Source organism: Kitasatospora sp. NPDC058170 (assembly GCF_042883905.1).
Classification (GTDB): domain Bacteria; phylum Actinomycetota; class Actinomycetes; order Streptomycetales; family Streptomycetaceae; genus Kitasatospora.
This window is the reverse complement of sequence record NZ_JBHVUV010000030.1, coordinates 8,468-33,621: the sequence shown is the minus strand read 5'-3', so window position 1 is coordinate 33,621 and position 25,154 is coordinate 8,468. Positions and strand designations below refer to the sequence as shown.

The window sequence follows — 25,154 nt, the reverse complement described above, 5'->3', positions numbered from 1 at the left end:
TCCTACCGCAGGGGCTCCCCCAGAAGGGCACACGCTCCGTGACCACCCCCACCGCACTCACCCCCGCCCAGGCCGCCACCCGTTTCGGCGAGTTCACCGTGATCGACGTCCGCACCCCCGGCGAGTACGCCACCGGCCACCTGCCCGGCGCCCACAACGTCCCCCTGGACCGGCTGGACGAGGCCGTCGACGCCCTGAAGGCGGCCGCCCGGCGCACACCGCTCCTGATCGCCTGCGCCTCCGGGGCCCGATCCGCCCGGAGCTGCGTCCAGCTGGCCGCCCACGGCATCGACGCCGCCACCCTCGACGGGGGCACCGCCGCCTGGGCCGCCGCAGGCCACGAGGTCGAACGCCCCGCCGGCGCCCGCGCCACCTGGCCCATGGACCGCCAGGTCCGACTCGCCGCCGGCGCCCTCGCCCTCACCGGATTCCTGGCCGGCCTCGCCTGGTCCCCCGCCCACTGGCTGTCCGGGGCCATAGGCGCCGGACTCGTCTACTCCGGCGCCACCAACACCTGCGGGATGGCCGCGCTCCTCGCCAGGCTGCCCCACAACCGGCGCCCCGGGAGCACGGCCTCCCTCCAGGACACCCTGCGGCAACTGGCCGGCTGATCCCGCCCCGGCAAAACCCGGTACGGCAACCCGGTACGGCCTGACAGGGCGGCAGGCACCCGGCCGCCTGCCGGTGCGCAGGTACCCGCATACGCCCGCCGCCCTCGGCCGTGTCGGAATTGTCCGGTCAAAACGCCCATGGCCAGCTGATGTTGACGCGGCGGCCCAGGGAAATGGCGTTATCACGATCATACGAAAAGATCTATGCTGGCCGGGTCCGCGGATCTCCGTGACCTCCGTTCAAGAAGCAGGTCTGCTCGATGAAGTTCCCGAAGGTGGCCGCCGTGCTCGCCGCCGCCGCACTGGCCCCCACCGTCCTGTTCCCGTCGACGGCCTCGGCCGCCGAGCAGCCGAAGCCCGTCGGGGTCTCCGGTCCGGGCACGGCGTCCACCGCCGCGGCGGACCACGACGCGACCCAGGAGGAACGGGACCGCGCCGAGATCAGGCGGATCCTGGCGGACCGGACGACCGGGCCCGGCGTCCGCGGTGCCGCCGAGAAGGCCCTCGCCGGCACCGCCGCCGACCTGCGGCACTTCCTGGAGGTCGAACTCGACAAGCAGCGCCAGGACGACGACCGGGTCGAGGTCTCCAAGCTCCTCGCCTCCGGCGGCCCCGCCGTCCGGAAGGCCGCGCAGGCCGCGCTCGACGGCACGTACCAGGACATCCTCGCCTTCCTCAAGGAGGGCCGGTACAAGGCCCGCGCCGAGGACGACGACCGCGCGGAGGTCCAGCGGATCATCGACGACAAGGAGACCGGGTACGCCGTCCGCGACGCCGCCCGGAAGGTCGTCAACGGCACCGCCGCCGAGCTGCGCCACTTCCTCGACGTGGGCCTCGACGAGGCGCGTGTCAGCGACTACCGGCTGAGGACGGCCCAGATCGCGGGCGTCGGCGGCCGCGCCGTGCGGGATGCGGCCGACCGGGCGCTCAGGACCAACACCCGCGAGGCGCTCCTCGCGTTCCTGAACGAGGGCCAGTACACGGCCCGCGCCGAGGACGACCGGGTCGAGATCCTCGCCCTCCTCTCCGACAAGGAGACCGGGCCGCGCGTCCAGGAGGCCGCCCGGAAGGCGCTCGACGGCACTCCCGCCGACCTCCGCCGCTTCTTCGAGACCGAACTCGGGCCCCTGCGCGAGAGCGACGACCGGGTGAAGGTCTCCCAGCTCCTGGAGACGGGCGGCCCCGCCGTCCGGAAGGCCGCACAGGCCGCGCTCGACGGCACGTACCAGAACGTCCTCGCCTTCCTCAAGGACGGCCAGTTCAAGGCCCGCGCCGAGGACGAGGCCAACGCGGCCGGCACGGCGAAGCCCGCCCAGCCGGTCCAGCTGCCGGACCGCGGCGGCGAGCAGCCGAGCTCCCAGGCAGGCCCGACCGGACAGACGGTTCAGGCCGCCCGGCCCGTGCAGCCCGTCCAGGCCGCCGAGGTCGCGACGGGCACGGCGAAGCCCACCACGGCGGCGGCCTCCGCCCAGGCGCCCGCGGTCGCCACGGCGGCCCCGGCCTCCGAGCGGCTCGCCACCACCGGGACGGACGAGGGGCTCGACTGGAAGGCCGCCGCCGGCGCCACGGCCATCGTCGCCGGAGCCGGCCTGCTGGTCGTCTCCCGCCGCCGCTCCACCAAGCGCTGACGGCGGGTCTCCTCCCGCACCCGCACCCGTTCCCACTACCCGTGCCCCGGCCGACCGGCCGGGGCACGGTGCGTTCCCCACCCGTGCCGCCCCGGCCCGTTCCGACCCTACGGCCCGATCCGGCCGGCCGGCCGAGTGGGCGCACCGCGACCAGGTCCACCCCCACCGGGAGGACGAAACCCCAACTCCCTTACGGGGACGTCTCCTTCCGGCGGCGTACCCGGGTCCACCCGCAGGGCGAGAGGCGGGTCCTCAGTCAGGGCGACGCTCCGGGGGCGAACAGCCGGGAGGCTGAGGTCGGAGGCGGACACCCCCCGCCCCAGCCCGGGAGGAAAACCCATGAAACGCCGTCTCGCCTGCGTCCTGGCCGCAGCGGTCTGCCTCGCCCTGGCCGCACCCGCGGCCCCCGCCCTCGCCGTCACCCTCACCGCCTCAGGCGAACAGGCCGAACAAGCCCAACAGGCCGAACAGGCAGACCCGGCAGACCCGGCAGACCCGGCAGACTCGGCCGACTCGAACGGGCGGTCCGCCGACCGGCGGCGGCAGGCGGCGCTGACCGCGCTGACCGGTGCCGGGGCGGTGTCCGCCATCGCCGAGGTGCGCGACCGCGGCGGGGTGTGGCGCGGCGCCTCGGGCGTGGCCGACACGGCGACCGGCGCACCGGTCCGCGCGGACGGCCGGTTCCGGGCGGGCAGCGTGACCAAGATGTTCGTCGCCACCACCGTCCTGCAGTTGGCGGGCGAGGGCCGCCTCGGCCTGGACGACACCGTGGAGCAGCGGCTGCCGGGCCTGGTCCCGAACGGTGCGGGCATCACGGTGCGCCAACTGCTCAACCACACCTCGGGGTTGTGGGATCCGACCAACGAGAGCGGCGGGATCTTCCCCGAGCTGTTCGACCCGGCGGTGTTCCGCGCCTGGGTCGCCGACGGCGGGCTCCGGCGCACCGTCACCGCGCAGCAGCTGGTCGCCGCCTCGGCGGCCCACCCGCCGTACTTCCCGCCCGGCTCCGAGTGGAGGTACTCCAACGTCAACTACACGCTGCTCGGCATGATCATCGAGCGGACCACCGGCCGCGGGTACGGCCAGGAGATCACCCGCCGTCTGCTGCGCCCGCTCGGGATGGACCACAGCCTCTTCCCCGGCACCGCGACCGCGATCCCCGGCCCGCACGCCCACGGGTACTGGACGATCGTCGAGGAGGCGGGGGCGGTCCGCACGACGGATGTCGACGTCACCGAGCACAACCCCTCCTGGGCCGGCGCCGCCGGGGAGCTGATCTCCACCACGGACGACCTGCTCCGATTCGAACGGGCCCTGGTGACGGGGCGGTTGCTGCCGCCGTGGCTGATGCGGGAGCTGACCTCGATGGTGCCGACCGAGCCGGGCGCGCACCAGCTCGACTACGGCCTGGGCCTGGCGCGGTTCCAGCTCTCCTGCGGGCCGGTGCTCGGGCACAACGGGGGCATCTTCGGCTTCGACACCCAGCTCTGGGGCACGGCCGACCGCCAGGTCGCGCTCTCCTACACCGGCCGCGGCGACGGGCCGGAGCAGATGGCCCAGCTCGCGGCGATGCAGGGGTTCCTGGAGGCGGCGTTCTGCGGCGGCCGCTGACGAAAGGCCCGTTGGCGAAAGGCCCGTCGACGAGAGGCCGTTGACGAGGGACCGTTGACGAGGGACCGTTGACGAGGGGCCGTTGACGAGGGGCCCGGTGACCGGATCCGGGCGGGCCCGGGTGCCTCGGCCCCTCCTGCGGGAAGGGGCCGAGGCGGGGCGTCAGGGCGCGGTGATGCCCGGCTGGGCGCCGGCGCCGAAGGACCAGCCCTCGACCTCGCCGGGCGCCGGGTTGTAGCTGCCCGCCCCCAGGCTGCTGTACGACCAGGCGCCGCCGTGCTGCGCGTGCCAGTACGACCAGTACGCGGTGCCGGTCGGGTTGGTGCAGGTGGTGGGCAGCGCCTTGATCTTGCAGACGAAGCCCGGGAAGCGCGGGTGGAACGCGTACGGGAACCCGGCGCCGGTCAGGGCGGCCAGGCCGCTGGCCGGGTCGCCGACGGCGCAGCCGGTCTCGGTGCCGCCGCCCAGGGCGGTGAAGTCGACCACGACGGTGACCCCGGTGGTCCCGCTGCAGGCGGCGGCGCTCGCCTGCGGGGCCTGGACCCCGGAGGCGCCGAGCAGGCCGGCGGTGAGGACGGCCGTGGCGGCGAGCGAGCCGAAGGTGCGGCGCGTGCGCATGGTGCTCATCCGGTGTGCTCCTGTCGGGTCAGCGGGCCGGGCAGGCCAGGACGGGGTCGGCCGGGCGGGCGCCGTGCGCGGTGAGCGCGGCGAGGCCCTTGCCGGAGAGGCCCAGGACGGCCTGGGCGGTGGCCCGGACGCCGGTGGCGGCGTTGAAGCCGGTGGCGTCGTAGGCGACGGCGCCGCGCAGCGCGGGGGCGGCCGAGCAGCCCTGCTGGAACTTGACCAGTCGGCCCCAGCCCTTGAGGCCCGGGACGAGGTGCCCGGCGGACAGCAGCGCCTCGGTGGCCAGGCCGGTGCTGTTGGCGTTCGAGGCGGCGGCGCCGGCGGCCGCGAAGCCGCCGTCGGCGTTCTGGTGGGCGGTCAGCCAGCCGAGGCCGGCCTGCGCCTTGGCCGTGCGGCCGGTGGCCGCCAGGGCCTGCGCGGCCAGTGCGGTGGCGTCCGGGTCGGCGGTGCAGGTGGCCTGGCCGAAGGCGACGGGGAAGCCGCCGTCGGCGCACTGGGTGCCGGCGAGGAAGTCGACGGCGGCCGCCGGGGCGCCCTCGGGTGTGCGCTGCAAAGAGATCAGCGCGAGCGACTGGCCGAAGGCGTTGCTGTAGTCGCCCCACTGCGAGCGGTCGGAGAACCGGCCGCTCGCGCTCAGCAGGGAGCGGAGCCGGGCCGGGAGGTCGACGCCGCCGAAGGCGTTCGGGTTCTCGCCGCGGACCTCGGCGGCCAGCAGCAGCTTGGCGGTCGCGCCCGCGTAGGCCTCGGTGGTGCCGTCGCCGAGGTATCCGGCCAGGATCTCGGGCCTGGCCAGCCAGGCGGTGGCCCGGGCCGCGGCCTGGTCGGAGCCGCCCGCGGCGGCGAAGGCGAGCACGGCGTCGATGGTGAGGCCCTGGTCCGGGTAGGCGGTGCCGTCGAAGACGCTCTCGAAGTGGTCGCCGTTGACGAGCTGGCGGGCGAGCCAGCCGGCCGCGGCGGCGTCCGGGCGCAGGGTGGCGGTACCCGGTCCCGTGGTGTGGGCGCCGGTCGTGTGGGCGCCGGTGGCCGGGGCGGCGTGGGCGGCGGAGGCGGGCAGGACGGCGCCGAGGACCAGCGCGGGTATCGCCAGGAGGCCGAGGGTCCGGTGGCGGACGGGCATGGGGTGCCTTTCCGGGCCTGGGCGCACGGGTCCACCGGATACCGGCCGGGCGGGGCCGGGCAGCCGTCGGAGCTCCGGCCCGCAGACCACGACGGGAGGAGGGGACACACAGCTCCGCCGGCGGGTACTCGGGCTCGCCGCCGACAGCCGTCGGCGGCCTACCGTTGCGGGTCAGCGCCGGATTCGGACCGGACTTCCCCCGTCGGCGGAGTTCAGAACAATGACGGCTCATCATGTCGGCGCCGCCGGGACAGGGTCAAGGCCCTGCCGCGTCACAGCCCGGGGCCGGCCCGCCATCCGCCCGCCACCCGCCTGGCACGCGCGGCCGATCCCGTGTCACCCGCCCCGCACCTGCGAGCGACCCGGCAACCGGCCCGGCAACCGGCCCGGCGGCCGATTCGGTCGTCGACTCGGTGATCGGCTCGGTGATCGGCCGTTGATCGGACGTAGAACCGCTGCATGGAGCATCAGGTCCCGGAGAAACCGGCACGTCGGCCACCGCCCAGCCACCGGGATCCGTTCGGCACACCACGGCCGGGCGGGGCTCCCGCGCCATCGGCGCAGCTGGGCGGTGGCCGACGGGATCGACCGGACCTCCGTTGTTGTCCAACGCACGGAAGGCAGACGAGGCATGGACGGCGGTCAGTCGGAGCAGTCGACGGCGGGATTCGGGGAGTTGCTCAGGGTGCGGCGCGAACGGGTCGGTCTGACCCAGCAGTGCCTGGCCGATCACGCGACCCTCAGTGTCCGGGCGATCCGCGACATGGAGAGCGGGCGGGTGCAGCGCCCGCGGCAGGAGACGGTCCGGCTGCTGGCGGACGCGCTGCGGCTGGAGGGGCGCAGCCGGTCGGTGTTCGAGGCGGCGGCGCGCCGGCGGGTGCTGGGCGAGGAGCCGGACGGCGAGCCGACCGCGCCGCCGGTGGCCCGGGGGGCGATCGTCGGGCGGGAGGTGGAGGTCGAGGTGCTGGCCGACGCCCTCGCCGTGCACGGGGACCGGCTGGTCTCGGTGGTGGGGCTCGGCGGGGTCGGCAAGACCCGGCTGGTCCTGGAGGTGGCCCGGCGGCTGCACCTCGCGGCCCGCTGGTCGGTGCACTGGGTGGACTGCCGCAGAGGTCCGGACACCGACCGGGCGCGGCACGAGGAGCTGGCCCGCACGATCGGCGACCGGCCCACCCTGCTGGTGCTGGACGGCGCCGACGACGGGGTGGACCCGGCCCTGCTGGACTGGCTGTTCCACCGCTGCCCCGGCCTGCGGGTCCTGATCACCGCCCAGGTGCCGCAGGCGCTGCCGGGCGGTCAGGTGATCCCGCTGGCACCGCTGCCCACCCCCGGCCCCGAGCTGGACCACGATCCGGTCGCGCTGGCCGAGGTCGGCTCGGTGCGGCTGCTGCTCGCGCACATCCGCCGGCTGCGGCCCGGCTTCCGGCTGGAGCCCGAGGAGGCGCCCGCGGTCGCCGCGCTCTGCCGGCACCTGGACGGCCTGCCCGGCGCGCTGGAGCCCGCGGCCGCCTGGACCCTGGTGCAGTCGCCCCGGCAGCTGGTGGCCCGGCTGGCGGACGGCCCGTTCCAGTTCGCCTCGCCGCCGGTGGCGTACAGCGGGCGCGGCGACGTCCGGGAGTCCCTGGGCACGGCGCTGCTGCGGCTGACGCTCGGCCAGCGCGCCCTGCTGGACCTGCTCGTGGCCGAGCCCGGCGCGTGGTCGGGCGAGGACGCGGTGGCGCTGAGCGGGTGGACGCCGCAGGAGTGCCTCGGGGCGGTGCACGAGCTGCTGTCCCGCGGGCTGATCCGCAGTGTGCCGGCCCAGGACGGGGTCCGCTTCACGGTGCTGAACCTCTGCCGGCTGATCTGCCGGGAGGAGCGTGAGCGCTGGCTGTCGCCGGTCGGGGCCGCCCGCGGCGGCGGGCACACCGTGTTCCCGCTGCTGGAGGCGGTGGCGGGCTGATCCTGCCCGCATCTTGCCGGACGAGCTGCCGGTCGCGGGGGCGGGGCGTGCCTAGCGTTCTCCGGGAAAGCACTCACCGGGCCGCGACGAGCCGGTGCAGCCCGGGTGTTCGGATCCGCCGGGCAGCCGGTCCGAGTACCCGGAGACTCCCGGAGTGGCCAGGATTCCCGTTTCTGCCGATTTCTACCGACGAGGGTTGTGCCGTGGAGCAAGGAAAGGTCGAGAAGTCCGCTCTGGAGGTCGTCGTGACGACCATGGCCTCGGATTCCCACACCTGGAATCTGGTGTTCCTTCAGCTGCTGTTGGAGGAGCTCGGCCACCGGGTGACCAATCTGGGCGCGTGCGTCCCGGACGAACTGATCGTCGCCGAGTGCCGCCGGATCGAGCCGGACCTGATCGTCCTGAGCAGCGTCAACGGGCACGGCTACCAGGAGGGCCTGCGGGTGATCTCCGCCCTGCGGGCCCGCCCGGAGCTGCGGCGCACCCCGACCGTGATCGGCGGCAAGCTCGGCATCGCCGGCTCCAACGACCCCGGCCGTCCGCAGGCCCTGCTGGCGGCCGGCTTCGACGGCGTCTTCGAGGAGGGCGGGTCGGTGGAGGAGTTCCGCACCTTCGTCCGGGCGCTGCACTCCGGGGTACTGCTGTGACGGCGTTCGGCACCTTCGTCGGGCAGGCCAGGGCGGCCGGCGCGCTGGTGGTCCAGCCCCGGATGGGGATGGGCGACCCGCTGCTGATGCGCGACGGCCTGCTCGCCACCCGGGCAGCCGCCGCCGTCACGGTCGGCACGATCACCCTGGACAGCTACACCCGGACCGGCGACCACGCCGCGGCCCGGCGGGCCCTGACCGAGGGCGCCGGCCTCAACGGCTACCCGATCGCCACCCACCCGGTGGACGTCACCCGGGGGGTGCTGCGCGGGGTCGCGGACGCCGGGTTCCCGGTACAGGTCCGGCACGGCTCCGCGCTGCCGGAGAAGATCTTCGCCGCGCTGCTGGCGGCCGGCCTGGACGCCACCGAGGGCGGGCCGGTCTCGTACTGCCTGCCGTACAGCCGCACGCCGCTGCACGAGGCGGTGGCCTGCTGGCAGCGCTGCTGCGAACTGCTCGCCTCGATCCGGGAGTTCGGCGCCGAGCCGCATCTGGAGACGTTCGGCGGCTGCATGATGGGCCAGCTCTGCCCGCCCGGCCTGCTGATCGCGATCAGCGTGCTGGAGGCGCTGTTCTTCCGGCAGCACGGGCTGCGCAGCGTCTCCCTCAGCTACGCCCAGCAGGCGAACCTGCGCCAGGACGAGGAGGCCCTCACGGCGCTCGGCCGGATCGCCGCCGAGCTGCTGCCCGACGTGGACTGGCACATCGTCGTCTACACCTACATGGGGGTGTACCCGCGCTCGCCCGGCGGGGCCCGGCTGCTGCTGGAGGAGGCGGCCCGGCTGTCGGTGCGCTCCGGCGCGGCCCGACTGATCGTCAAGACCACGGCCGAGGCGCACCGCATCCCCACCATCGCCGAGAACGTCCAGGCGCTGGAGGCCGCCGCGGCCGCCGCCGCGGACGAACGCGGCCGCCCGCCCGGCCCCCGGGCACCGGACACCGGTATCGAGGCGGAGGCCCGGGCGCTGATCGAGGCCGTCCTCGGGCTGGACGCCGACCTCGGACGGGCGCTGGTGCGGGCCTTCGCGGCCGGGTACCTCGACGTGCCGTACTGCCTGCACCCGGACAACGCCGGCCGGTCCCGCAGCGCGCTCGGGCCGGACGGCCGGCTGCACTGGTCCGCGGTCGGCTCGATGCCGATCGCCGGGACCACGGGCACCGGACGCCCGCCGATCCTCGGCTCGGCCGAGCTCCTCACCGCGCTCTCGTACGTGCAGCGCACCTACGACCACCGCGCGCAGCAGGCCCCGGGCCGGGCCGCACACGCTCCCCCGCCACCGGGGATCTCCGCACCAGGCATATCCGCTTCACTCTGAGGGATGGGACCCACACGCCATGACCGAAGACGGGCTCACCGCGACGACCGGCCCCGGGCACACACCGCCGACCGACCCCGGGCGGCACCTGACATCACCGACCACCCGCAGCGCGCTGCGGATCCAGCACCAGCTGCTCAGCGCGGCCCGCGAGTACCTGCGCGGCCACGGGTTCACCGAGCTGCTGCCGCCGATCATCGGCCCGGTGACCGACCCGGGCGCGCGCGGCTCCAAGCAGGTCGACATCGACTTCTACGGGCACCGCTACAAGCTGATGACCAGTGCCATCCTGTACAAGCAGGCCTCGCTGCTGGCCTTCGACAAGATCTTCTGCATCGCGCCGAACGTCCGGCTGGAGCCGCTGGAGACGGCCGGCACCAGCCGGCACCTGGCCGAGTTCCACCAGCTCGACGTGGAGGTCGCGGGCGCCGACCGGGACGAGGCCGTCCAGCTGGTCGAGGACCTGGTGGTGCACATGGTCGCCAGCACCGTGCGCGAGCTGCCCAAGGAGTTCGCCGAACTGGGCCGGGACGTCGGCGCCTTCACCGAGCTGCTGAAGGGCTCGTTCGGGCGGATGCGGCACGCCGAGGCCGTCGCCGAGCTGCGCGGGGCGGGCCACCCGCAGAGCCCGGACGCCGAACTCGACTGGGCCGGCGAGGCGTTGCTCTCCTCCCGGCGGGACCGCCCGCTGTTCGTCACCGACTACCCGAAGGGCTCGCGCGGCTTCTACGACCGCGAGTGCCCCGAACAGCCGGGCCTGCTGCGCAACTTCGACCTGCTCGCACCGGAGGGCTACGGCGAGCTCTGCAGCGGCAGCCAGCGCACCAACGACTACGCCGACATCGTGACCCGGATGCGGGAGACCGGTGAGAACCCGCAGAAGTACCGCTGGTACCTGGACCTGGTGCGCGAGGGCGTGCCGGCCAGCGCGGGCTTCGGCATCGGCGTCGAGCGGCTGACCCGCTACGTCGCCGGGCTGGACGCCGTCTGGCAGGCCAGCGCGTTCCCCAAGCTGGCCGGGGTGGTGTCGCCGTGAGCGACCTGCTGGCACCGGACTTCCCCGAGGAGGAGGTCCGGCTGCGTGCCCGCACCGGCGTGGCGGCCGCCTTCCCGCCCGCCGGGGAGTACGGCCGGGTGCTGTTCGGCGCCGGGCATCCGGACGGTACGGCGGACGGGCCGGACGGGCTGGACGCGCTGCGGATCGTCCCGCCGGTGTTCATGCCGCAGCGGCTGGCGCGGCTGATCGACCTCGGCCGGGAGCCGGACTACCGGGACGTCGAACTCGCCACCGACATCGGCGGGTTCCGCTCGGCGCTGCCGGTCTACGTCTCCGCACTGGGCTCCACCCGGGCGGCCGGCGGCGACCTCGGGCTCGCCCTCTCCCGCCAGGCCGGCGCGCTGGGCGTGCCGATGGTGATCGGCGAGAACGTGGTGCCGGTGAACGGCTACGGCCGGCTCGGCGAGGACGCCGACCGCGCGCTGCTGGGCCGGCTGCGGGCCTACACCGACGGCCTCGCGGAAGGCACCGCACAGGGCGGCGCGGACGGCCTGGGCGGGGTGGCCGTCCAGCAGAGCACCGAGGACGCCGACGCGGAGGTGTGGAACCTGGTCTACAGCGACCCGGCCGCGCTGCCGCTGCTGGAGTCCGGGCGGCTGGCCTTCGAACTGAAGGTGGGCCAGGGCGCCAAGCCCGGCCTCGGCGGCATGACGGTGCTGGACGCCGAGGCGGCCGCGCGGGTCGGCGACCGGTACGGCCTGGACCCGGTGTTCGGCGAGGGCCGGGTGCTGCGCTCCAGCACCCCGGGCACCTTCACCGCGGAGATCCTGCGCCAGCAGATCCGTTTGATGCGCAACAACTTCCCGCGGGCGCGGGTCTGGGTGAAGCTGCACCCCGGCCGGGACGTCGCACTGGCCGCGCGGGTGGCCGCCGAGGCCGGGGCGGACGCCGTCACGGTGGACGGCGCCGAGGGCGGCACGGGCTGGGCGCCCGGGGCCTTCCCGCGGCACGTCGGACTGCCGCTGGCGGAGTGCCTGCGCCGGCTGGCCGCCGACCCGCCGCCCTGTCTGCTGGTGTCCGGGCGGATCTGGGAGGGCAGCCGGGCCGTCAAGAGCCTGGCCCTGGGGGCCCGCGCGGTGGGCCTCGGGCGGGCGGCGCTGCTCGCCGCGGCCGAGGACCGGGAGGCCGGTCTGACCCGTTTCACCCAGTGCCTCGCGCTGGAGCTCCGCCTGCTGATCAGCGCGCTCGGCAAGTACACGCCGCAGGCCCTGGACCGCGATGACGTCTGGTCCCCCACGGAGCCCGTCCGCTAGAACGCCCGGCTCCACGCCCGGCTCCACGCCCGGCATATCCTCCGGAATTCCTCGGACCGAAATCCGGGAACGAGCGGCCGGAGCACAGCCGCCGGAAATACGGCCCACCGACAGCGCAGCCCAACGGCAATGCAGCCCAACGGCAGCGCAGCTCACCGGCCGTGCGGCCCACCCGGAGAGTCGGCGGAAAGCGGCAGTCGGAAACTGCCCATTTCCTTCCCCGCTTTCTGCCGATCGGGCCGGTGAATTCACCCTATCGTCGAGATCGTCGCCATTGTTTCATCAATTCATCGGGGTTGGATGATGTCCTCACGCGGTTTCCCATTCGAATCCACGGCGCGCCGGTACCCGGAGCGACCGGCCGTGCGGCTCGGCGGCCGGACGGTCGGCTACCGGGAGCTCGACGAGCTGAGCGCGGCGCTCGCCGACCGGATCACCCCCGGCCGGACGCTCGCCGTCACCGGCCGCGACCGGCTCGACCACGTCGTCGCGATGCTGGCGGCCTTCCGGGCCGGTGCCACCTACCTGCCGCTGGACCGGGAGGCCCCGGAGGAGCGCAACCGCTGGATCGCCGAGGACGCGGGCGCGTCCCTCGCCCTGGCCGGGGAGGAGCTCACCGCGCTGGACGGCCCGGCCGCGGCCGACGGCGGCGCCGGGTACGTCATCTACACCTCGGGCACCACCGGCCGCCCCAAGGGCGTGCACGTGCCGCTCGCCGCGCTGACCGGCCACCTGGCGGCGGCCGCCGAGCGGTTCGGCCTGACCCCGGACGACGTGGTGCTGCACTTCGCCCGGCCGACCGTCGACGTGGCCGTCGAGCAGGTGCTGACCGCGCTCTGCGCCGGCGCCTGCGTCGTGATCCCGGAGCAGCAGCTGCTGGCCCCCGCCGCCCTGCTCGACCTGCTGGACTCCGAGGGCGTCACCGTCGCCAACCTGGCGGCCGGGTACTTCCAGGACGTGGTCGCGGCGGTGCGCGAGCGCGGCCGGGCCCCCCGATCGCTGCGGCTGATGATCTCCGGCAGCGACCGGCTGCACCCCGACACCGCGGCCGGCTGGTGGGCGGCCACGGGCGTGCCGCTGCTCAACGCGTACGGGCCGACCGAGACCACCGTCACCGCCACCGTGCACGAGGCGGCCGGTACGGCGGCGGCCCCGGCGGCCGGCGTGGTGCCGATCGGCACCGCGCTGGGCGAGCGCCGGCTGTACGTGCTGGACGAGCGGCTGCGGCCGTGCCCGCCCGGCGCGACGGGCGAACTGTTCATCGGCGGCCCGCTGCTGGCCTCCGGCTACCTGGGCCGCCCGGGCCAGACCGCCGGACGGTTCGTGGCGGACCCGTTCGCCGACGGCCCGGGCGCCCGGATGTACCGCACCGGGGACCTCGTCCGCCGGTCGGCCGAGGACGCCGCGCTGGAGTTCGTCGGGCGCGCCGACCACCAGGTCAAGATCCGCGGCTTCCGGGTCGAACCGGGCGAGATCGAGCAGGTCCTGGCCGCCCACCCGGGCGTCGCCGGCTGCGTGGTGGTGGCCCACGAGGGCCGCCTGGCCGCGTACGTCACCGGTACCGCGCCCGAGTACGCCGCCGCCCGTGCGTACCTCGCCGAGCGGCTGCCCGAGCACATGATCCCGGCGACCCTGACCGCCCTGGACGCCTTCCCGCTGACCGCCGGCGGCAAGGTCGACCGGGCCGCGCTGCCCGCACCGCAGCCGGTGTCCGCCGCCCGGCCCGGCCGGCGCCCGCCGCGCACCCCTGCCGAGCAGCTGATCGCCGCGGTCTGGTCGGACGTGCTCGGGGTGGCCGAGGTCGGCGCCGACGACAACTTCTTCCACCTCGGCGGCGATTCGCTGACGGCGGTGCGGGTGGTCGGCCGGGTCTTCGACGTGTTCGGCATGGTGTCGCCGTACACCATCTTCGACGCGCCGACGCTGGCCGGGTTCGCCGCGGCGGTGACGGCCGCCGGCAGCGGCGGCGGCGAGCGGCCGGCCCTGACCAGGGCCGGCGCCACCGAGGCGCCGCTGTCGAAGTTCCAGCGCGGCCTCTGGTTCCTGGAGCAGTGGAACCCGGGCGCGCCGACCTACCTGGTGCCCTGGGTGTTCCGCTTCGCCGGCCCGGTGGACCCGGAGCTGCTGCGGGCCGCCCTGGCGGGCGTGGTGGCGCGCCACGAGAGCCTGCGCACCACCTTCGTCCTCGGCGAGGACGGGCCCCGGCAGGTCGTCCACCCGTCGGTGGAGCTGCCGTTCACGCTGGTCGACACCACGGCCGAGCTGGTCGACGGCCTGCTCGCCGAGGCCGCCGTCGAGCCGTTCGACCTGGAGAGCGGTCCGCTGCTGCGGGCCCGGGTGTTCCGGACCGGCGACACGGCCACGATGCTGCTGCTCTGCCACCACATCGTCTGGGACGAGGGCTCGCTGCCGGTCCTGGAGGGCGAGCTCCAGGAGCTGTACGCGGCGCTCGCCGAGGGCCGCCCGGCCGACCTGCCCGAGCCGCCCGTGCAGTACGCCGACTACAGCGCCTGGCAGTACCGGGACGAGGCCGAGGCCGAGCGCCAGCTGGACTACTGGCGCGAGCAGTTGACCGACGCCCCGACCGAGCCGGCGCTGCCCGCCGACCACCCCAGGCCGGAGGTCCAGGCCTTCCGCGGCGCCTTCCACCGCTTCGCGATGCCGGCCCCGGTGGCCGAGGCCGTCCGGGCGCTCGCCCGCAGCGAGGACGCCACCCCGTTCATGGTGCTGCTGGCCTCGCTCGCGCTCACCCTGCACCGCCGCACCGGACAGCGCGACCTGGTGCTGGGCTCCCCGGTGAGCGTCCGCGGCCGGACCGAACTCGACGGCCTGATCGGCTACTTCGTCAACCTGCTGCCGCTGCGCGTGCGGGTCGGGGAGGACGTGTCGTTCCGCGAGCTGGTGCGGCACGTGCGCGAGGTGTCGATCGGCGGGTACCGGCACCAGGACGCGCCGTTCGACGACATCGCGGGCGCGGTGCTGGAGGACCGCCCGGAGGACCGCAACCCGCTCTGCCAGGTGCTGCTGGAGCTGCACCCGCTGGACACCCGCCCGCTGAGCATCGGCGGCGCCGAGGTCACCCGGGAGCTGCACTCCAACCCGGTCTCCCGCTTCGACCTGTCGATCTCCGTCGACGACCGCGGCACCGGCTTCACCGGCCGCTTCGAGTACGACAGCGACCTGTTCGATCCCGCCACCATGGCCGGGCTCTGCGAGGGCTGGCTCGCCACCCTGGCCGCCGCCGTCGAGGTGCCCGTGCACGCCCTCTTCGAGGAGCGGGCCGCCCGCACCCCGCAGGCCCTCGCCCTGGTCTCCGGCGAGGAGCGGGTGGCGTACGGCGCGCTGAACACCGGCGCCAACCGGCTCGCCCACCACCTGGCCGGGCTCGGCGTGGGCCGCGGCGACACCGTGGCGGTGCTGGTCGAGCGCGGGCCCGACCTGGTGACCGCGCTGCTGGCGGCGCTCAAGACGGGCGCCGCGTACACCCTGCTCGACCCGGACTTCCCGGCCGAGCGGCTGGCCGGCGCGGTCGCCGACAGCGGGGCCCGCCTGCTGGTCACCCACCGGCACGCCACCGCGCCGTTCCCGGTGCCGCACCACCTGGACCTGGACGACGAAGCCGCCGCCCTGGCGGCCCGCCCCGGGCACGACCCGGGGATCGCGGTCGGCGGCGACGACCTGGCCTGCGTGATGTTCACCTCCGGCTCCACCGGCCGCCCCAAGGGCGTGGCCGTCCCGCACCGGGCGCTGACCGGCACCTACCTCGGCCAGGACTACGCCCGCTTCGGCCCCGAGGAGGTCTGGCTGCAGTGCTCGCCGGTCTCCTGGGACGCCTTCGCCCTGGAGCTGTACGGCGCCCTGGCGTTCGGCGGCACCTGCGTCCTGCAGCCCGGCCAGCGCCCGGACCCGGAGACCATCGCCGCCCTCACCCGGCGCCACGGGGTGACCCAGCTCCAGCTCTCCGCCAGCCTGTTCAACTTCCTGCTGGAGGAGTTCCCGGACACCTACACCGACCTGAAGGTGGCCTTCACCGCCGGTGAGCGGGCCTCCGTCACCCATGTCGCCAAGGCCCTGGAGAACTACCCCGGCCTGCGGGTCGCCAACGGCTACGGCCCGGTGGAGAGCCTCGGCCTGACCACCTGCCACGAGGTCGTCCCCGCCGACACCGGCGCGGCCTCCGTCCCGATCGGACGGCCGCTGCACGGCAAGGGGATCCACGTCCTGGACGAGCGGCTGGACCCGGTCGGGCCCGGGGTGACGGGCGAGCTGTACGCGGCCGGCAGCGGCCTGGCCTACGGGTACCTCGGCCGGCCCGCGCTCACCGCCGAGCGCTTCGTCGCCTCGCCGTTCGGCGGCCCCGGGGAACGGATCTACCGCACCGGCGACCTCGGGCACCGCACCGCCGAGGGCGTCCTGGAGATCACCGGCCGGATCGACGACCAGGTCAAGATCCGCGGCTTCCGGGTCGAACCGGGCGAGATCGAGGACCTGCTCACCCGGCACCCGGACGTCCGGGAGGCCGCGGTGGCCGTCCACGAGCCCGCCCCCGGCGACCAGCGGCTCGCCGCGTACGTCACCGCCGGGACGGCCGTGCCGGATCCGGACGCGCTGCTCGACCACCTGGCCCGGCTGCTGCCCGCGCACATGGTCCCCGCGACCCTCGACGTGCTGGCCGCGCTGCCGCTCAACCCGAACGGCAAGATCGACCGGCGGGCGCTGCCCGCCCCCGCCGAACGCCGCGCCGCCCCGGCGCCGGCCGACGCGCTCAGCCCGACCGAACGGCTCGTCGCCGACGCCGTGCGCGAGGTCCTGGACCTCGCGGAGGAGGTCGGGCGCGAGGACAACTTCTTCCGGATCGGCGGCAACTCGCTGGCCGCCGTCCGGGTCGCGATGCGGCTCTCCCGGGAGACCGGGACCCGCGTCCCGCCGCACGTGGTGTTCCGGGGCAAGACCGTGAGCGCCATCGCCGAACGGCTGGCCGCCCGATGACGGACCGCACCCCGACCGAGGGGATCCCGCAGACAAGGAGCGAGGCCGTGAGCCCGTCCGACGACCTGGTCCGCACCGCCCCCGCGTCGGGGCTGCAGCGCGGGCTCTGGTTCCTCGACCAGTGGCAGCCGCAGGCCGCCACCTACAGCACCCCGTGGGTGTTCGACGTCACCGGACCGCTGGACCCGGCGCTGCTGCAGCGGGCGCTGGACGGCGTGGTGGCCCGGCACGAGGCGCTGCGCACCACCTTCGCGCTGCACCCCGACGGCCCCCGCCAGCAGGTACACCGCTCGCTCGCCGTCCCGCTCGCCGTCACCGACCTGCGCGGGCTGCCCGCGGCCGAGCGGGAGGAGCGGGCCGAGCGCCTGCTCACCAAGCGCTCCGCCGAGCCCTTCGACCTCGCCACCGGTCCGCTGCTGCGGGCCGAGGCCCTCCGGCTGGCCGACGAGCGCACCACCGTCCTGCTGGTCGTCCACCACATCGTCTGGGACGGCTGGTCCGCCGAGGTCTTCGAGCGCGAACTGGCCGAGCTGTACGGCGCCCTGGCCGAGGGGCGGGAGGCCCGGCTGCCCGAGCTCACCGCCCAGTACGCGGACTACGCGATCGAGGAGCTCGACGCCTCCTTCGAGGAGCACCTGGCGTACTGGAAGGACCGGTTGGACGGCGCCCCGGCGCTGCTGGAGCTGCCCACCGACCGGCCCCGGCCCGCCGAGCGCGGCCAGGCCGGGCGCACCGAGGCCTTCGGGCCGGCCGCCGGCACCGCGGCCCGGGTGCGCGCCCTGGCCGAGCAGGAGGGCGTCACCCCGTTCACGGTGCAGCTGGCCGCGTTCGCGCTGCTGCTGAGCCGCTGGACCGGCGCCGACGACCTGGTCGTCGGCACCCCGGTGACCACCCGCAACCGGCCGGAACTGGAAAACCTGGTCGGCTACTTCGTCAACCTGCTGCCGCTGCGGATCCGGCTCGCCCCCGGGATGACCTTCCGTGAGCTGCTGGAGCACGTCCAGGACGCCGCCTTCGACGCCTTCGGCTACCTCGACGTGCCCTTCGACCAGCTGGTCGACCACCTGGGCACCACCCGCACCGCCCAGCACCCGCCGCTGGTCCAGGTGGTGTTCGGCGCGCACACCGAGGACCGCACGCCGCTGGCCCTCGGACCGGCCACCGCCGAGCGACGGGTCCGCTCCAACGGCACCAGCAAGTTCGACCTCACCTGGTCGGTGTTCGACGACGGCGAGCTGCGCGGCGAGGCCGAGTACAGCAGCGACCTCTTCGACCCGCCGACCGTCCGGCGGCTGGCCGCCGACTGGCAGGAGCTGCTCACCGCCGCGCTGGACGGCCCCGACACCACGGTGCTGCAACTGACCGGCGGCGGCCGTCCGGAGCAGCCGGCCGCGCTGTCCGAGGGGCACTGCCTGCACCACCTCTTCGAGCAGGCGGTGGACGCGTACGGCGACCGGCCCGCCGTCGCCGACCAGGCCGGGACGCTCGACTACCGCGAACTCGACCGGCGCGCCAACCGCCTCGCGCACGCCCTGCTCGCCCGGGGCGTCGGCGCCGGCGACCGGGTCGGGCTGCTGCTGGACCGGACCGCCGACATCCCGGTCGCCGTCCTCGCGGTGCTGAAGACCGGCGCCGCCTACGTCCCGGTCGACCCCTCCGCGCCCGCCGACCGCGCCTCGCTGGTCCTCGGCGACACCGGCGTCGCCCTGGTGGTCACCGACCGCCCGGACCGGGTGCCGGACGGCCCCTGGCGGCGCCTCGACCTGGCCGAGAACGCCGAGGAGCTCGCCGCGCGGCCCGACACCCGCCCGCCGGCCGCCGGCCGGCCCGGGGACGTCGCCTACGTGATCTTCACCTCCGGCTCCACCGGCCGGCCCAAGGGCGTCGCCGTCGCCCACGAGCACGTCAGCCGGCTGATGGCCTCCGGGCGCGAGCACTTCGCCTTCGGACCGGACGAGGTGTGGACGCTGTTCCACAGCTACGCCTTCGACTGGACGGTCTGGGAGCTGTGGGGCGCCCTGCTGCACGGCGCCCGCCTGGTGGTCGTGCCCTACCTGACCAGCCGCTCCCCCGAGGAGTTCGCCCGGCTGCTGGACGACGAGCGGGTCTCCTACCTCTGCCTCACCCCGTCGGCGCTGCGCCAGCTGGAGCCCGTGCTGCGGCGCAGCCCGCGCGCCCTGCCCGCGCTGAAGTGGATCATGCTGGGCGGCGAGGCGCTCGACCCGGCCGTGGTGCAGCGCTGGTTCGACCTCGACCCGCTGCCACCGGCCCGGCTGTGCAACCTGTACGGGATCACCGAGACCACCGTCCACGTCACCACCCACGACGTGGCCGGCAGCGCGGCGGGCTTCGAGCGCAGCCTGATCGGCGCGCCCATGCCGCACCTGACCGCGCTCGTCCTGGACGACTGGCTGCGGCCCTGCCCGGCCGGGCGGCCCGGCGAGCTGTACATCGGCGGCGGCAGCCTCGCCCACGGCTACTGGGGCCGGCCCGGCCTCACCGCCGGACGGTTCGTCGCCGACCCGTACGGGCCGCCCGGCGCCCGGCTGTACCGCACCGGCGACGTCGCCAGGCGGCTGGCCGACGGCGGTCTGGAGTACGTCGGCCGCGCCGACTTCCAGGTCAAGCTGCGCGGGTTCCGGATCGAGCTCGGGGAGATCGAGAACGCCCTGAGCGCCCACCCGGACGTGGACGCCTGCGTGGTCACCGTGCACGACGACCGGCTCGCCGCGTACGTCACCGGGCGCGAACCGGCCGACGTCCGGGCCTTCCTGGGCCGCACGCTGCCCGAGTACATGGTCCCGGCCTCGGTCACCGTCCTCGACGCGCTGCCGCTCACCGTCAACGGCAAGGTCGACCGGGCGGCGCTGCCCGCCCCCGGCCTGCGGGTCGCCTCCGCCGGCGACGGGCACGTCGATCCCCGCACCCCCGACGAGGAGGCCTTCGCCGCCGTCTGGTCGCAGGTGCTCGGCGTCGAGGGGATCGGCGTCCACGACGACTTCTTCCACCTCGGCGGGGACTCCATCCGGGCCGTCCAGCTCGCCGGGGCGCTGCACGAGCGCGGCTGGGAGGTCACCCTGCGGGACGTCTTCAACGCCCCGACCGTCGCCGCCCTGCTGCCGCTCGCCGAGCCGGTCGCCGCCGCCCGGGACGCCGCCGAGCCCTTCGCGCTGGTCTCCGGGGAGGACCGCGCCGACCTGCCGCCCGAGGTGGTGGACGCCTATCCGATGGTGTCCATGCAGCTCAGCATGGTCTTCCACATGGAGATCGCCGGCGGCACGGACAGCTACCACAACGTCAACTCCTACCGGATCTCCGGCGACCTCGACGAGGAGGCGTTCCGCCGCTCCGTCACCGAGGCGATGGAGCGCCACCCCGTCCTGCGCACCGGCCTGGACCTGTCCGGCTACAGCGAACCCCTGCAGCTGGTGCACGGCGCGCTCCCCGCGCCCGTCGGGTTCGCCGACCTGCGCGGGGTCGAGGACCAGGACGCGGCCGTCCGGGCCGTCTTCGACGAGCACCGGGAGCGGCCGTTCGACCTGAGCGCCCCGCCGCTGTTCCGGATCACCGTGCAGCGGCTCGCGGAGAGCGCCTTCCAGCTCACCATCTCCGAGCACCACGCCATCCTGGACGGCTGGAGCTTCACCTCGCTGCTCACCGAACTCCTGGAACGGCACGCCGCGCTGGCCGCCGACCCGGGGAGCGCACCGACCCCGACGCCGCGCTCGTCCTTCCGGGACTTCGTGGACGTCGAACGCGAGGCCGCCGCCGACCCGCGCTCGCTGGAGTACTGGCGCGGCCGGCTCACCGGGGCCGGCGGCCAGCTCTGGCCCGGCAGCGCCGACGTCCACGAACTGCCGCGCACCGTCGAACGGGTGCTGCCCGAGGCGCCCGCCCAGCTGCGGCTGGTCGCCGACGCGCTGGCCGTCCCGGTCAAGTCCGTCGCGCTGGCCGCCCACCTGCGGGCCCTCGCGCACATCACCGGCCGGCGGCGGGTCACCACCGGCCTCGCCATGAACGGCCGGCTGGAACGGCTCGGCGGCACCGAGGTGTACGGACTCTTCCTGAACACCGTCCCGCTGGTCTGCGAGCCGACCGACGACCTGCTCGCCCTGGTGCGCGAGGTGCACCGGGAGGAGCTGGACATGATGCCGCACCGCCGGGTGCCGTTCGCCCGGCTGGCCCGGCTGATGGCCGACACCGGACTCGACAGCCAGTTCGGCTACCTGCGCTTCCACGCCCTGGGCCGGCTCAGCTCGGCCCGCATCGTGGACGGCCGGATCGGCTGCGAGCCGACCCTGCGGCACGAGCCCAACAGCTTCGCCTTCGGCGCCTCGCTGATCCAGGACCCGGTCTCCCAGCGGGTGCTGCTCGCCGTGGACCACCAGCGCTCCGTGGTCGCCGATGCCACCGCCGAGACCTTCATCGACGCCTACACGGCGACCCTTCACGACCTGGCCGCGTCCGCCCGACGCGCCCTCCGGACCGAGGAGTACCGAGCATGACCGCCGCACCCGTTCCCGCCGCCGGCCCCGCCACCGACCTGCTGACCCGGCTGCGCGCCGTCGTCGCCGCCCACCCCGGCCGGACCGCCGTCCACGCCGCCGACGGCAGCCTCGACTTCGCCGGGCTCGACCTCCGCACCGCCGCCCTGGCCCGCGCCCTGCGCGCCCACGGCGTCCGGCGGGGCGACCGGGTCGGCGTCCACCTGACCCGCACCACCGACCTGCCGGTCGCCCTGCTCGCCGTCTGGCGGGCCGGCGCCGCCTACGTGCCGCTCGACCCGGCCTACCCGGCCGAGCGGCTGGCCTTCATGGCCGCCGACGCCGGGCTCGCCGCGCTGATCAGCGCCGACGGCCCGGCCCACGTCCCGGACGGCGTCCCGGTGCTGCGCCCGGACGCCGCCGCCGACGGCCCGGAGCTCCCCGACGCCGCCCACCCGCTCGACCCGGCGTACGTGATCTACACCTCCGGCTCGACCGGCCGCCCCAAGGGCGTGGAGGTCCCCCGCGGGGCCGTCGCCGCGCTGGTCACCGCGCTGGAGCAGAGCGGCGCCTACCGGCCCGAGCCGGGCGTGGTCGGCTGGAACGCCAGCGTCTCCTTCGACGCCTCCGTCCAGCAGTGGGCCCGGATCTGCCGCGGCGACACCGTCGTGGTGATCGACGAGGCCCGGCGCGCCGACCCGGTCCGCCTCGCCGACCTGCTCGCCGAGCACGGCGTCACCGACCTGGACCTCACCCCCTCGCACTGGGAGCTGCTGCGCGAGCCGCTGGCCGGCACCCGCCCGCCGCGGCTGTTCATGGGCGGCGAGCCCGTCCCCGAGCGGATCTGGCGGGAGCTGGCCGACGGCGGCGCCGACGCCCTCAACCTGTACGGGCCCACCGAGTGCACCGTGGACGCCGTCACCGCCCCGATCAGCGGCCCCGGACCGCACCTCGGCACGCCGCTGCCCGGCGTCCGCGTCCACCTGCTGGACGAGAAGCTGGCGCCGGTCGCCGACGGCACCGTCGGCGAGCTCTACCTGGCCGGCCCCGGCGTCGCCCACGGCTACCCGGGCCACCCGGGGCTCACCGCCGGGCGGTTCGTCGCCGACCCGTTCGGCCCGGCCGGGGAGCGGATGTACCGCACCGGGGACCAGGCCCGGCGCGGCGCCGGGGGCCGGCTGGAGTACGTCGGCCGGGTCGACCGCCAGGTCAAGCTGCGCGGCTACCGGATCGAGCTCGGCGAGATCGAGCACGCGCTGGCCGGCCTGGAGGGCGTCCGGGCCGCCGCCGTCACCGTGCACCGGACGGCCGAGGGCGACGACCGGCTCGCCGGGTACGTCACCGGCACCGCCACCGCGCCGGTGCTGCTGGAGCGGCTGCGGGCCACCCTGCCCGCCCACCTCGTCCCGGCCGGGATCACCGTGCTGGAGGCGCTGCCGCTCACCCCCAACGGCAAGGTCGACCACCGGGCCCTCCCGGTCCCGGCCGCGGAGGCCGGGCCGGCCGCCGGCGACGGCGCCGGTGACGGCGGGCTGGAGGAGCAGGTCGCCGAGGTCTGGCGCACCGTGCTCGGGGTGTCCAGCGTCGCCCCCGAGGACGACTTCCTCGCCCTCGGCGGCCACTCGCTCGCCGCCCTGCGCGTCGTCCACCTGCTGCGCCGCCGGCTGAACGTCGAACTCCAGCTCCGGCACCTGCTGGACGCCGCCGACCTCGCCGCGTTCACCGCCGCCGTGCGGCGCGCCACCGAGGCCGGCGCCGCCCCCCGGCCCGCGCTCACCGCCCGCCGCGCGGCCACGCTGTGATCGGCGCCCCGCCGGCCCGGCCCGGCCGGCCCCGGGTCGAGGGCGACTGGCTGCTCGTCCCGGCGCCGCAACCGCACCGCCCGTTCCGGCTGTTCTGCTTCCCGCACGCCGGCGGCGACGCCACCGCCTACACCCCGCTGGCGCACGCCCTGGCCCCGACCGCCGAGGTCTGGGCACTGCGCCCGCCGGCCCGTGGCGGCCGCGGCCGCCACCCCATGCCCGCCACCTTCGACCTGCTGGTCCGGGCGGTCGTCGAGGCCCTGACCCCGCATCTGACCGGCCGGTTCGGCTTCTACGGGCAGAGCTTCGGCGCGCTGCTCGGCTACGAGGTGGCCCGCGCCCTGCCCGCCGACCGGCAGCCCGAGATGGTGGTCGCGGCCTCCGCCTCGCCGCCCGCCCACTGGGCCGAGGACGTCCGCCCCCGGGAGGACCCGGACGAGCTGCTCCGGATCGCCGGGATGGGCGAACTCGTCCAGGCCGAGCCGGAGTTGCAGGAGATGGCGCTCGCCGCCATCCGCACCGACCTGGCCGTCAGCCACACCTACCGGCCACGGCCGCACCCGCCGATCGCCGCCGACCTGTACGCGGTCGCCGGCGCGGACGACCCCATGCTCGACACCGCGGAGCCGGCCGGCTGGGCCCGGCACACCCGCCGCACCTTCGGCCACCACGTCGTCCCCGGCGGACACCTGCTGGCCACCGTCGACCGACCCGGCCCGGTCGACCTTCTGACCTCGATCATCGGGCGCCGGCCCGAGCGAAACCCCAGGGAGCAGTAGTGGTCAGCACCACGGTCGACCTGACCGACCCGGGCCTGTGGGCCCTGCCCGACACCCCCGCCCTGGTCGAGGAGCTGCGCCGCGAGGCGCCCGTCCACCTCACCGACACCGTCGACGACGGGCCGGTCTGGTCGGTGCTCTCCTACCAGCACTCCGCCGACGTGCTGCGCAACGCCGCCGTCTACAGCTCCGAGAGCGGCTCGCTGCTCGGCGCCGGCGCCGGCCAGACACCCGTCGGATCGGGCCGGATGATGGCCCTCACCGACCCGCCCCGGCACCGCGAACTCCGGTCGCCCGCCAACCCGTTCTTCTCACCGGGCGGTGTGCGCGGCGCCGCCCGCAGCATCGCCGAGCTGGCCGGCGAACTCTTCGACCGGGCCGTCGAACAGGGCGAGGTCGACCTGGTCGACGTGGTCTCCGCACTGCCGCTCGCGGTGATGTGCGACCTGCTCGACGTGCCGGAGAAGGACCGTGAGATGGTCGTCCGGGTCTGCGACATCGCCTTCCTCGGCCGGACCCCCGAGGAGCGCCGGGCCGGCCACCAGCAGCTCATCCCCTACCTGATGCACCAGGTCATGCTGCGGCGCACCGACCCGCGCGACGACCTGATCAGCATGATGGCCACCTACCGGGTCCGCGGGAAGCTGCTGCCGGTCGAGGACGTGGTGCTCAACCTGGACAACATCGTGGTCGGCGGCGTCCAGACGGTCCGGCACACCGCCGCGATGGGCCTGCTCACCCTCGTCCAGCACCCCGAGCTGTGGCAGCAGCTGCAGCGCGGCGAGGTGGGGATGGACTCGGCCGTGGACGAGCTGCTGCGCTGGACCTCCGTCGGGCTGCACACGCTGCGCACCGCCTCCCGGGACACCGAGCTGGCCGGCCGGCAGATCCGGCGCGGCGACCGGGTCGCGGTCTGGGTGTGGTCCGCCAACCGGGACCCGGAGGCCTTCGACCGGCCCGACCTGATCCGGCTCGACCGCTCCCCCAACAAGCACCTCGCCCTGGGCCTCGGCGCCCACTACTGCATCGGCGCACCGCTGGCCAAGGCCGAGCTCGGCGCGCTGTTCTCCGCCGCGCTGGAGCGGGTCTCCGCGATCGAGCCGACCGCGCCGCCGCAGTACAACCGCTCGATCATCAACTTCGGCCTGGACCACTTCCCGGTCCGGCTGACCCCGCGCTGACCTGCGTTCGGCGCCCGGCCGCAGGGCGGCACCGGCACCGCCGAACTGCCGCTCTCCTGCCGGGCCTTGTGCCGCTCGGCCCGATCCGCCGCCGATAACTTCGTATCAACCCA

Annotated in this window: 15 protein-coding genes and 1 riboswitch; of the genes, 13 read left to right on the top strand and 2 right to left on the bottom strand. The window is 75.5% G+C overall.

Annotated elements, in window-relative coordinates; genetic code table 11:
• The first annotated feature begins 38 nt into the window (after positions 1-38).
• The 3 genes from ACFVVX_RS29525 to ACFVVX_RS29515 all read left to right on the top strand — a co-directional run bounded on the left by ACFVVX_RS29525 (position 39) and on the right by ACFVVX_RS29515 (position 3,850).
• The gene (locus ACFVVX_RS29525; RefSeq protein WP_387949970.1) at positions 39-611 is read left to right on the top strand and encodes a rhodanese-like domain-containing protein; all 573 of its coding nucleotides are present in this window, start codon (positions 39-41) and stop codon (positions 609-611) included.
• A 260-nt stretch (positions 612-871) separates the two neighbouring features.
• Entirely contained in the window at positions 872-2,239 is a 1,368-nt protein-coding gene (locus ACFVVX_RS29520) for an ALF repeat-containing protein (RefSeq protein WP_387949969.1), read from the top strand.
• A 339-nt stretch (positions 2,240-2,578) separates the two neighbouring features.
• Positions 2,579-3,850, top strand: coding sequence for a serine hydrolase domain-containing protein (locus ACFVVX_RS29515; protein WP_387949967.1), 1,272 nt, complete (start codon positions 2,579-2,581; stop codon positions 3,848-3,850).
• 162 nt (positions 3,851-4,012) lie between these two features.
• Here the strand turns inward: ACFVVX_RS29515 and ACFVVX_RS29510 are convergent, their stop codons facing one another.
• Complete coding sequence (locus ACFVVX_RS29510) at positions 4,013-4,477, bottom strand: flagellar hook-length control protein FliK (RefSeq protein WP_387949965.1); 465 nt, start codon at positions 4,475-4,477, stop codon at positions 4,013-4,015.
• 19 nt (positions 4,478-4,496) lie between these two features.
• Complete coding sequence (locus ACFVVX_RS29505; RefSeq protein ID WP_387949963.1) at positions 4,497-5,591, bottom strand: peptidase; 1,095 nt, start codon at positions 5,589-5,591, stop codon at positions 4,497-4,499.
• A gap of 101 nt (positions 5,592-5,692) precedes the next feature.
• A riboswitch (cobalamin riboswitch) is annotated at positions 5,693-5,831 on the bottom strand.
• Positions 5,832-6,222: 391 nt separating this feature from the next.
• Between ACFVVX_RS29505 and ACFVVX_RS29500 the strand changes: the two genes are divergently transcribed.
• The 10 genes from ACFVVX_RS29500 to ACFVVX_RS29455 all read left to right on the top strand — a co-directional run bounded on the left by ACFVVX_RS29500 (position 6,223) and on the right by ACFVVX_RS29455 (position 25,041).
• The gene (locus tag ACFVVX_RS29500) at positions 6,223-7,533 is read left to right on the top strand and encodes a helix-turn-helix domain-containing protein (RefSeq protein ID WP_387949961.1); all 1,311 of its coding nucleotides are present in this window, start codon (positions 6,223-6,225) and stop codon (positions 7,531-7,533) included.
• Positions 7,534-7,736: 203 nt separating this feature from the next.
• Positions 7,737-8,180 carry a cobalamin B12-binding domain-containing protein gene (locus ACFVVX_RS29495; protein WP_387949959.1) on the top strand — a complete coding sequence of 148 codons (444 nt, stop codon included), beginning with the start codon at positions 7,737-7,739 and terminating at the stop codon, positions 8,178-8,180.
• A complete protein-coding gene (locus tag ACFVVX_RS29490) occupies positions 8,177-9,496 on the top strand; it encodes a methylaspartate mutase (protein ID WP_387949958.1) in 1,320 nt (439 codons plus the stop codon). Before ACFVVX_RS29495 ends, ACFVVX_RS29490 begins: the two co-directional genes overlap by 4 nt.
• Positions 9,497-9,515: 19 nt before the next feature.
• Positions 9,516-10,532 carry an asparagine synthetase A gene (locus ACFVVX_RS29485; RefSeq protein ID WP_387949956.1) on the top strand — a complete coding sequence of 339 codons (1,017 nt, stop codon included), beginning with the start codon at positions 9,516-9,518 and terminating at the stop codon, positions 10,530-10,532.
• Positions 10,529-11,806, top strand: a complete 1,278-nt coding sequence (locus ACFVVX_RS29480; RefSeq protein WP_387949954.1) for a glutamate synthase-related protein — start codon at positions 10,529-10,531, stop codon at positions 11,804-11,806. The genes ACFVVX_RS29485 and ACFVVX_RS29480 overlap by 4 nt, the downstream gene beginning before the upstream one ends.
• Before the next feature lie 300 nt (positions 11,807-12,106).
• Positions 12,107-16,795, top strand: a complete 4,689-nt coding sequence (locus tag ACFVVX_RS29475) for an amino acid adenylation domain-containing protein (RefSeq protein ID WP_387949953.1) — start codon at positions 12,107-12,109, stop codon at positions 16,793-16,795.
• A 47-nt stretch (positions 16,796-16,842) separates the two neighbouring features.
• Positions 16,843-21,300, top strand: a complete 4,458-nt coding sequence (locus ACFVVX_RS29470) for an amino acid adenylation domain-containing protein (protein WP_387949951.1) — start codon at positions 16,843-16,845, stop codon at positions 21,298-21,300.
• On the top strand, positions 21,297-23,081 hold the full coding sequence (locus ACFVVX_RS29465) for a non-ribosomal peptide synthetase (RefSeq protein ID WP_387949949.1): 1,785 nt from the start codon (positions 21,297-21,299) through the stop codon (positions 23,079-23,081). Before ACFVVX_RS29470 ends, ACFVVX_RS29465 begins: the two co-directional genes overlap by 4 nt.
• Positions 23,078-23,860: a thioesterase II family protein gene (locus ACFVVX_RS29460; protein WP_387949947.1), complete on the top strand. Its 783-nt coding sequence runs from the start codon at positions 23,078-23,080 to the stop codon at positions 23,858-23,860. The genes ACFVVX_RS29465 and ACFVVX_RS29460 overlap by 4 nt, the downstream gene beginning before the upstream one ends.
• Positions 23,860-25,041 (top strand): cytochrome P450, encoded by a 1,182-nt coding sequence (locus ACFVVX_RS29455; protein WP_387949945.1) that lies wholly within the window; start codon positions 23,860-23,862, stop codon positions 25,039-25,041. Before ACFVVX_RS29460 ends, ACFVVX_RS29455 begins: the two co-directional genes overlap by 1 nt.
• Positions 25,042-25,154 lie beyond the last annotated feature (113 nt).

What these genes read in the sequence shown, in the direction of transcription:
- ACFVVX_RS29520 (WP_387949969.1), top strand. Translation starts at nt 872, where the DNA reads ATGAAGTTCCCGAAGGTGGCCGCCGTGCTCGCCGCCGCCGCACTGGCC.
- ACFVVX_RS29515 (WP_387949967.1), top strand. Translation starts at nt 2,579, where the DNA reads ATGAAACGCCGTCTCGCCTGCGTCCTGGCCGCAGCGGTCTGCCTCGCC.
- ACFVVX_RS29510 (WP_387949965.1), bottom strand. Translation starts at nt 4,477, where the DNA reads ATGAGCACCATGCGCACGCGCCGCACCTTCGGCTCGCTCGCCGCCACG.
- ACFVVX_RS29505 (WP_387949963.1), bottom strand. Translation starts at nt 5,591, where the DNA reads ATGCCCGTCCGCCACCGGACCCTCGGCCTCCTGGCGATACCCGCGCTG.
- ACFVVX_RS29500 (WP_387949961.1), top strand. Translation starts at nt 6,223, where the DNA reads ATGGACGGCGGTCAGTCGGAGCAGTCGACGGCGGGATTCGGGGAGTTG.
- ACFVVX_RS29485 (WP_387949956.1), top strand. Translation starts at nt 9,516, where the DNA reads ATGACCGAAGACGGGCTCACCGCGACGACCGGCCCCGGGCACACACCG.
- ACFVVX_RS29475 (WP_387949953.1), top strand. Translation starts at nt 12,107, where the DNA reads ATGATGTCCTCACGCGGTTTCCCATTCGAATCCACGGCGCGCCGGTAC.
- ACFVVX_RS29465 (WP_387949949.1), top strand. Translation starts at nt 21,297, where the DNA reads ATGACCGCCGCACCCGTTCCCGCCGCCGGCCCCGCCACCGACCTGCTG.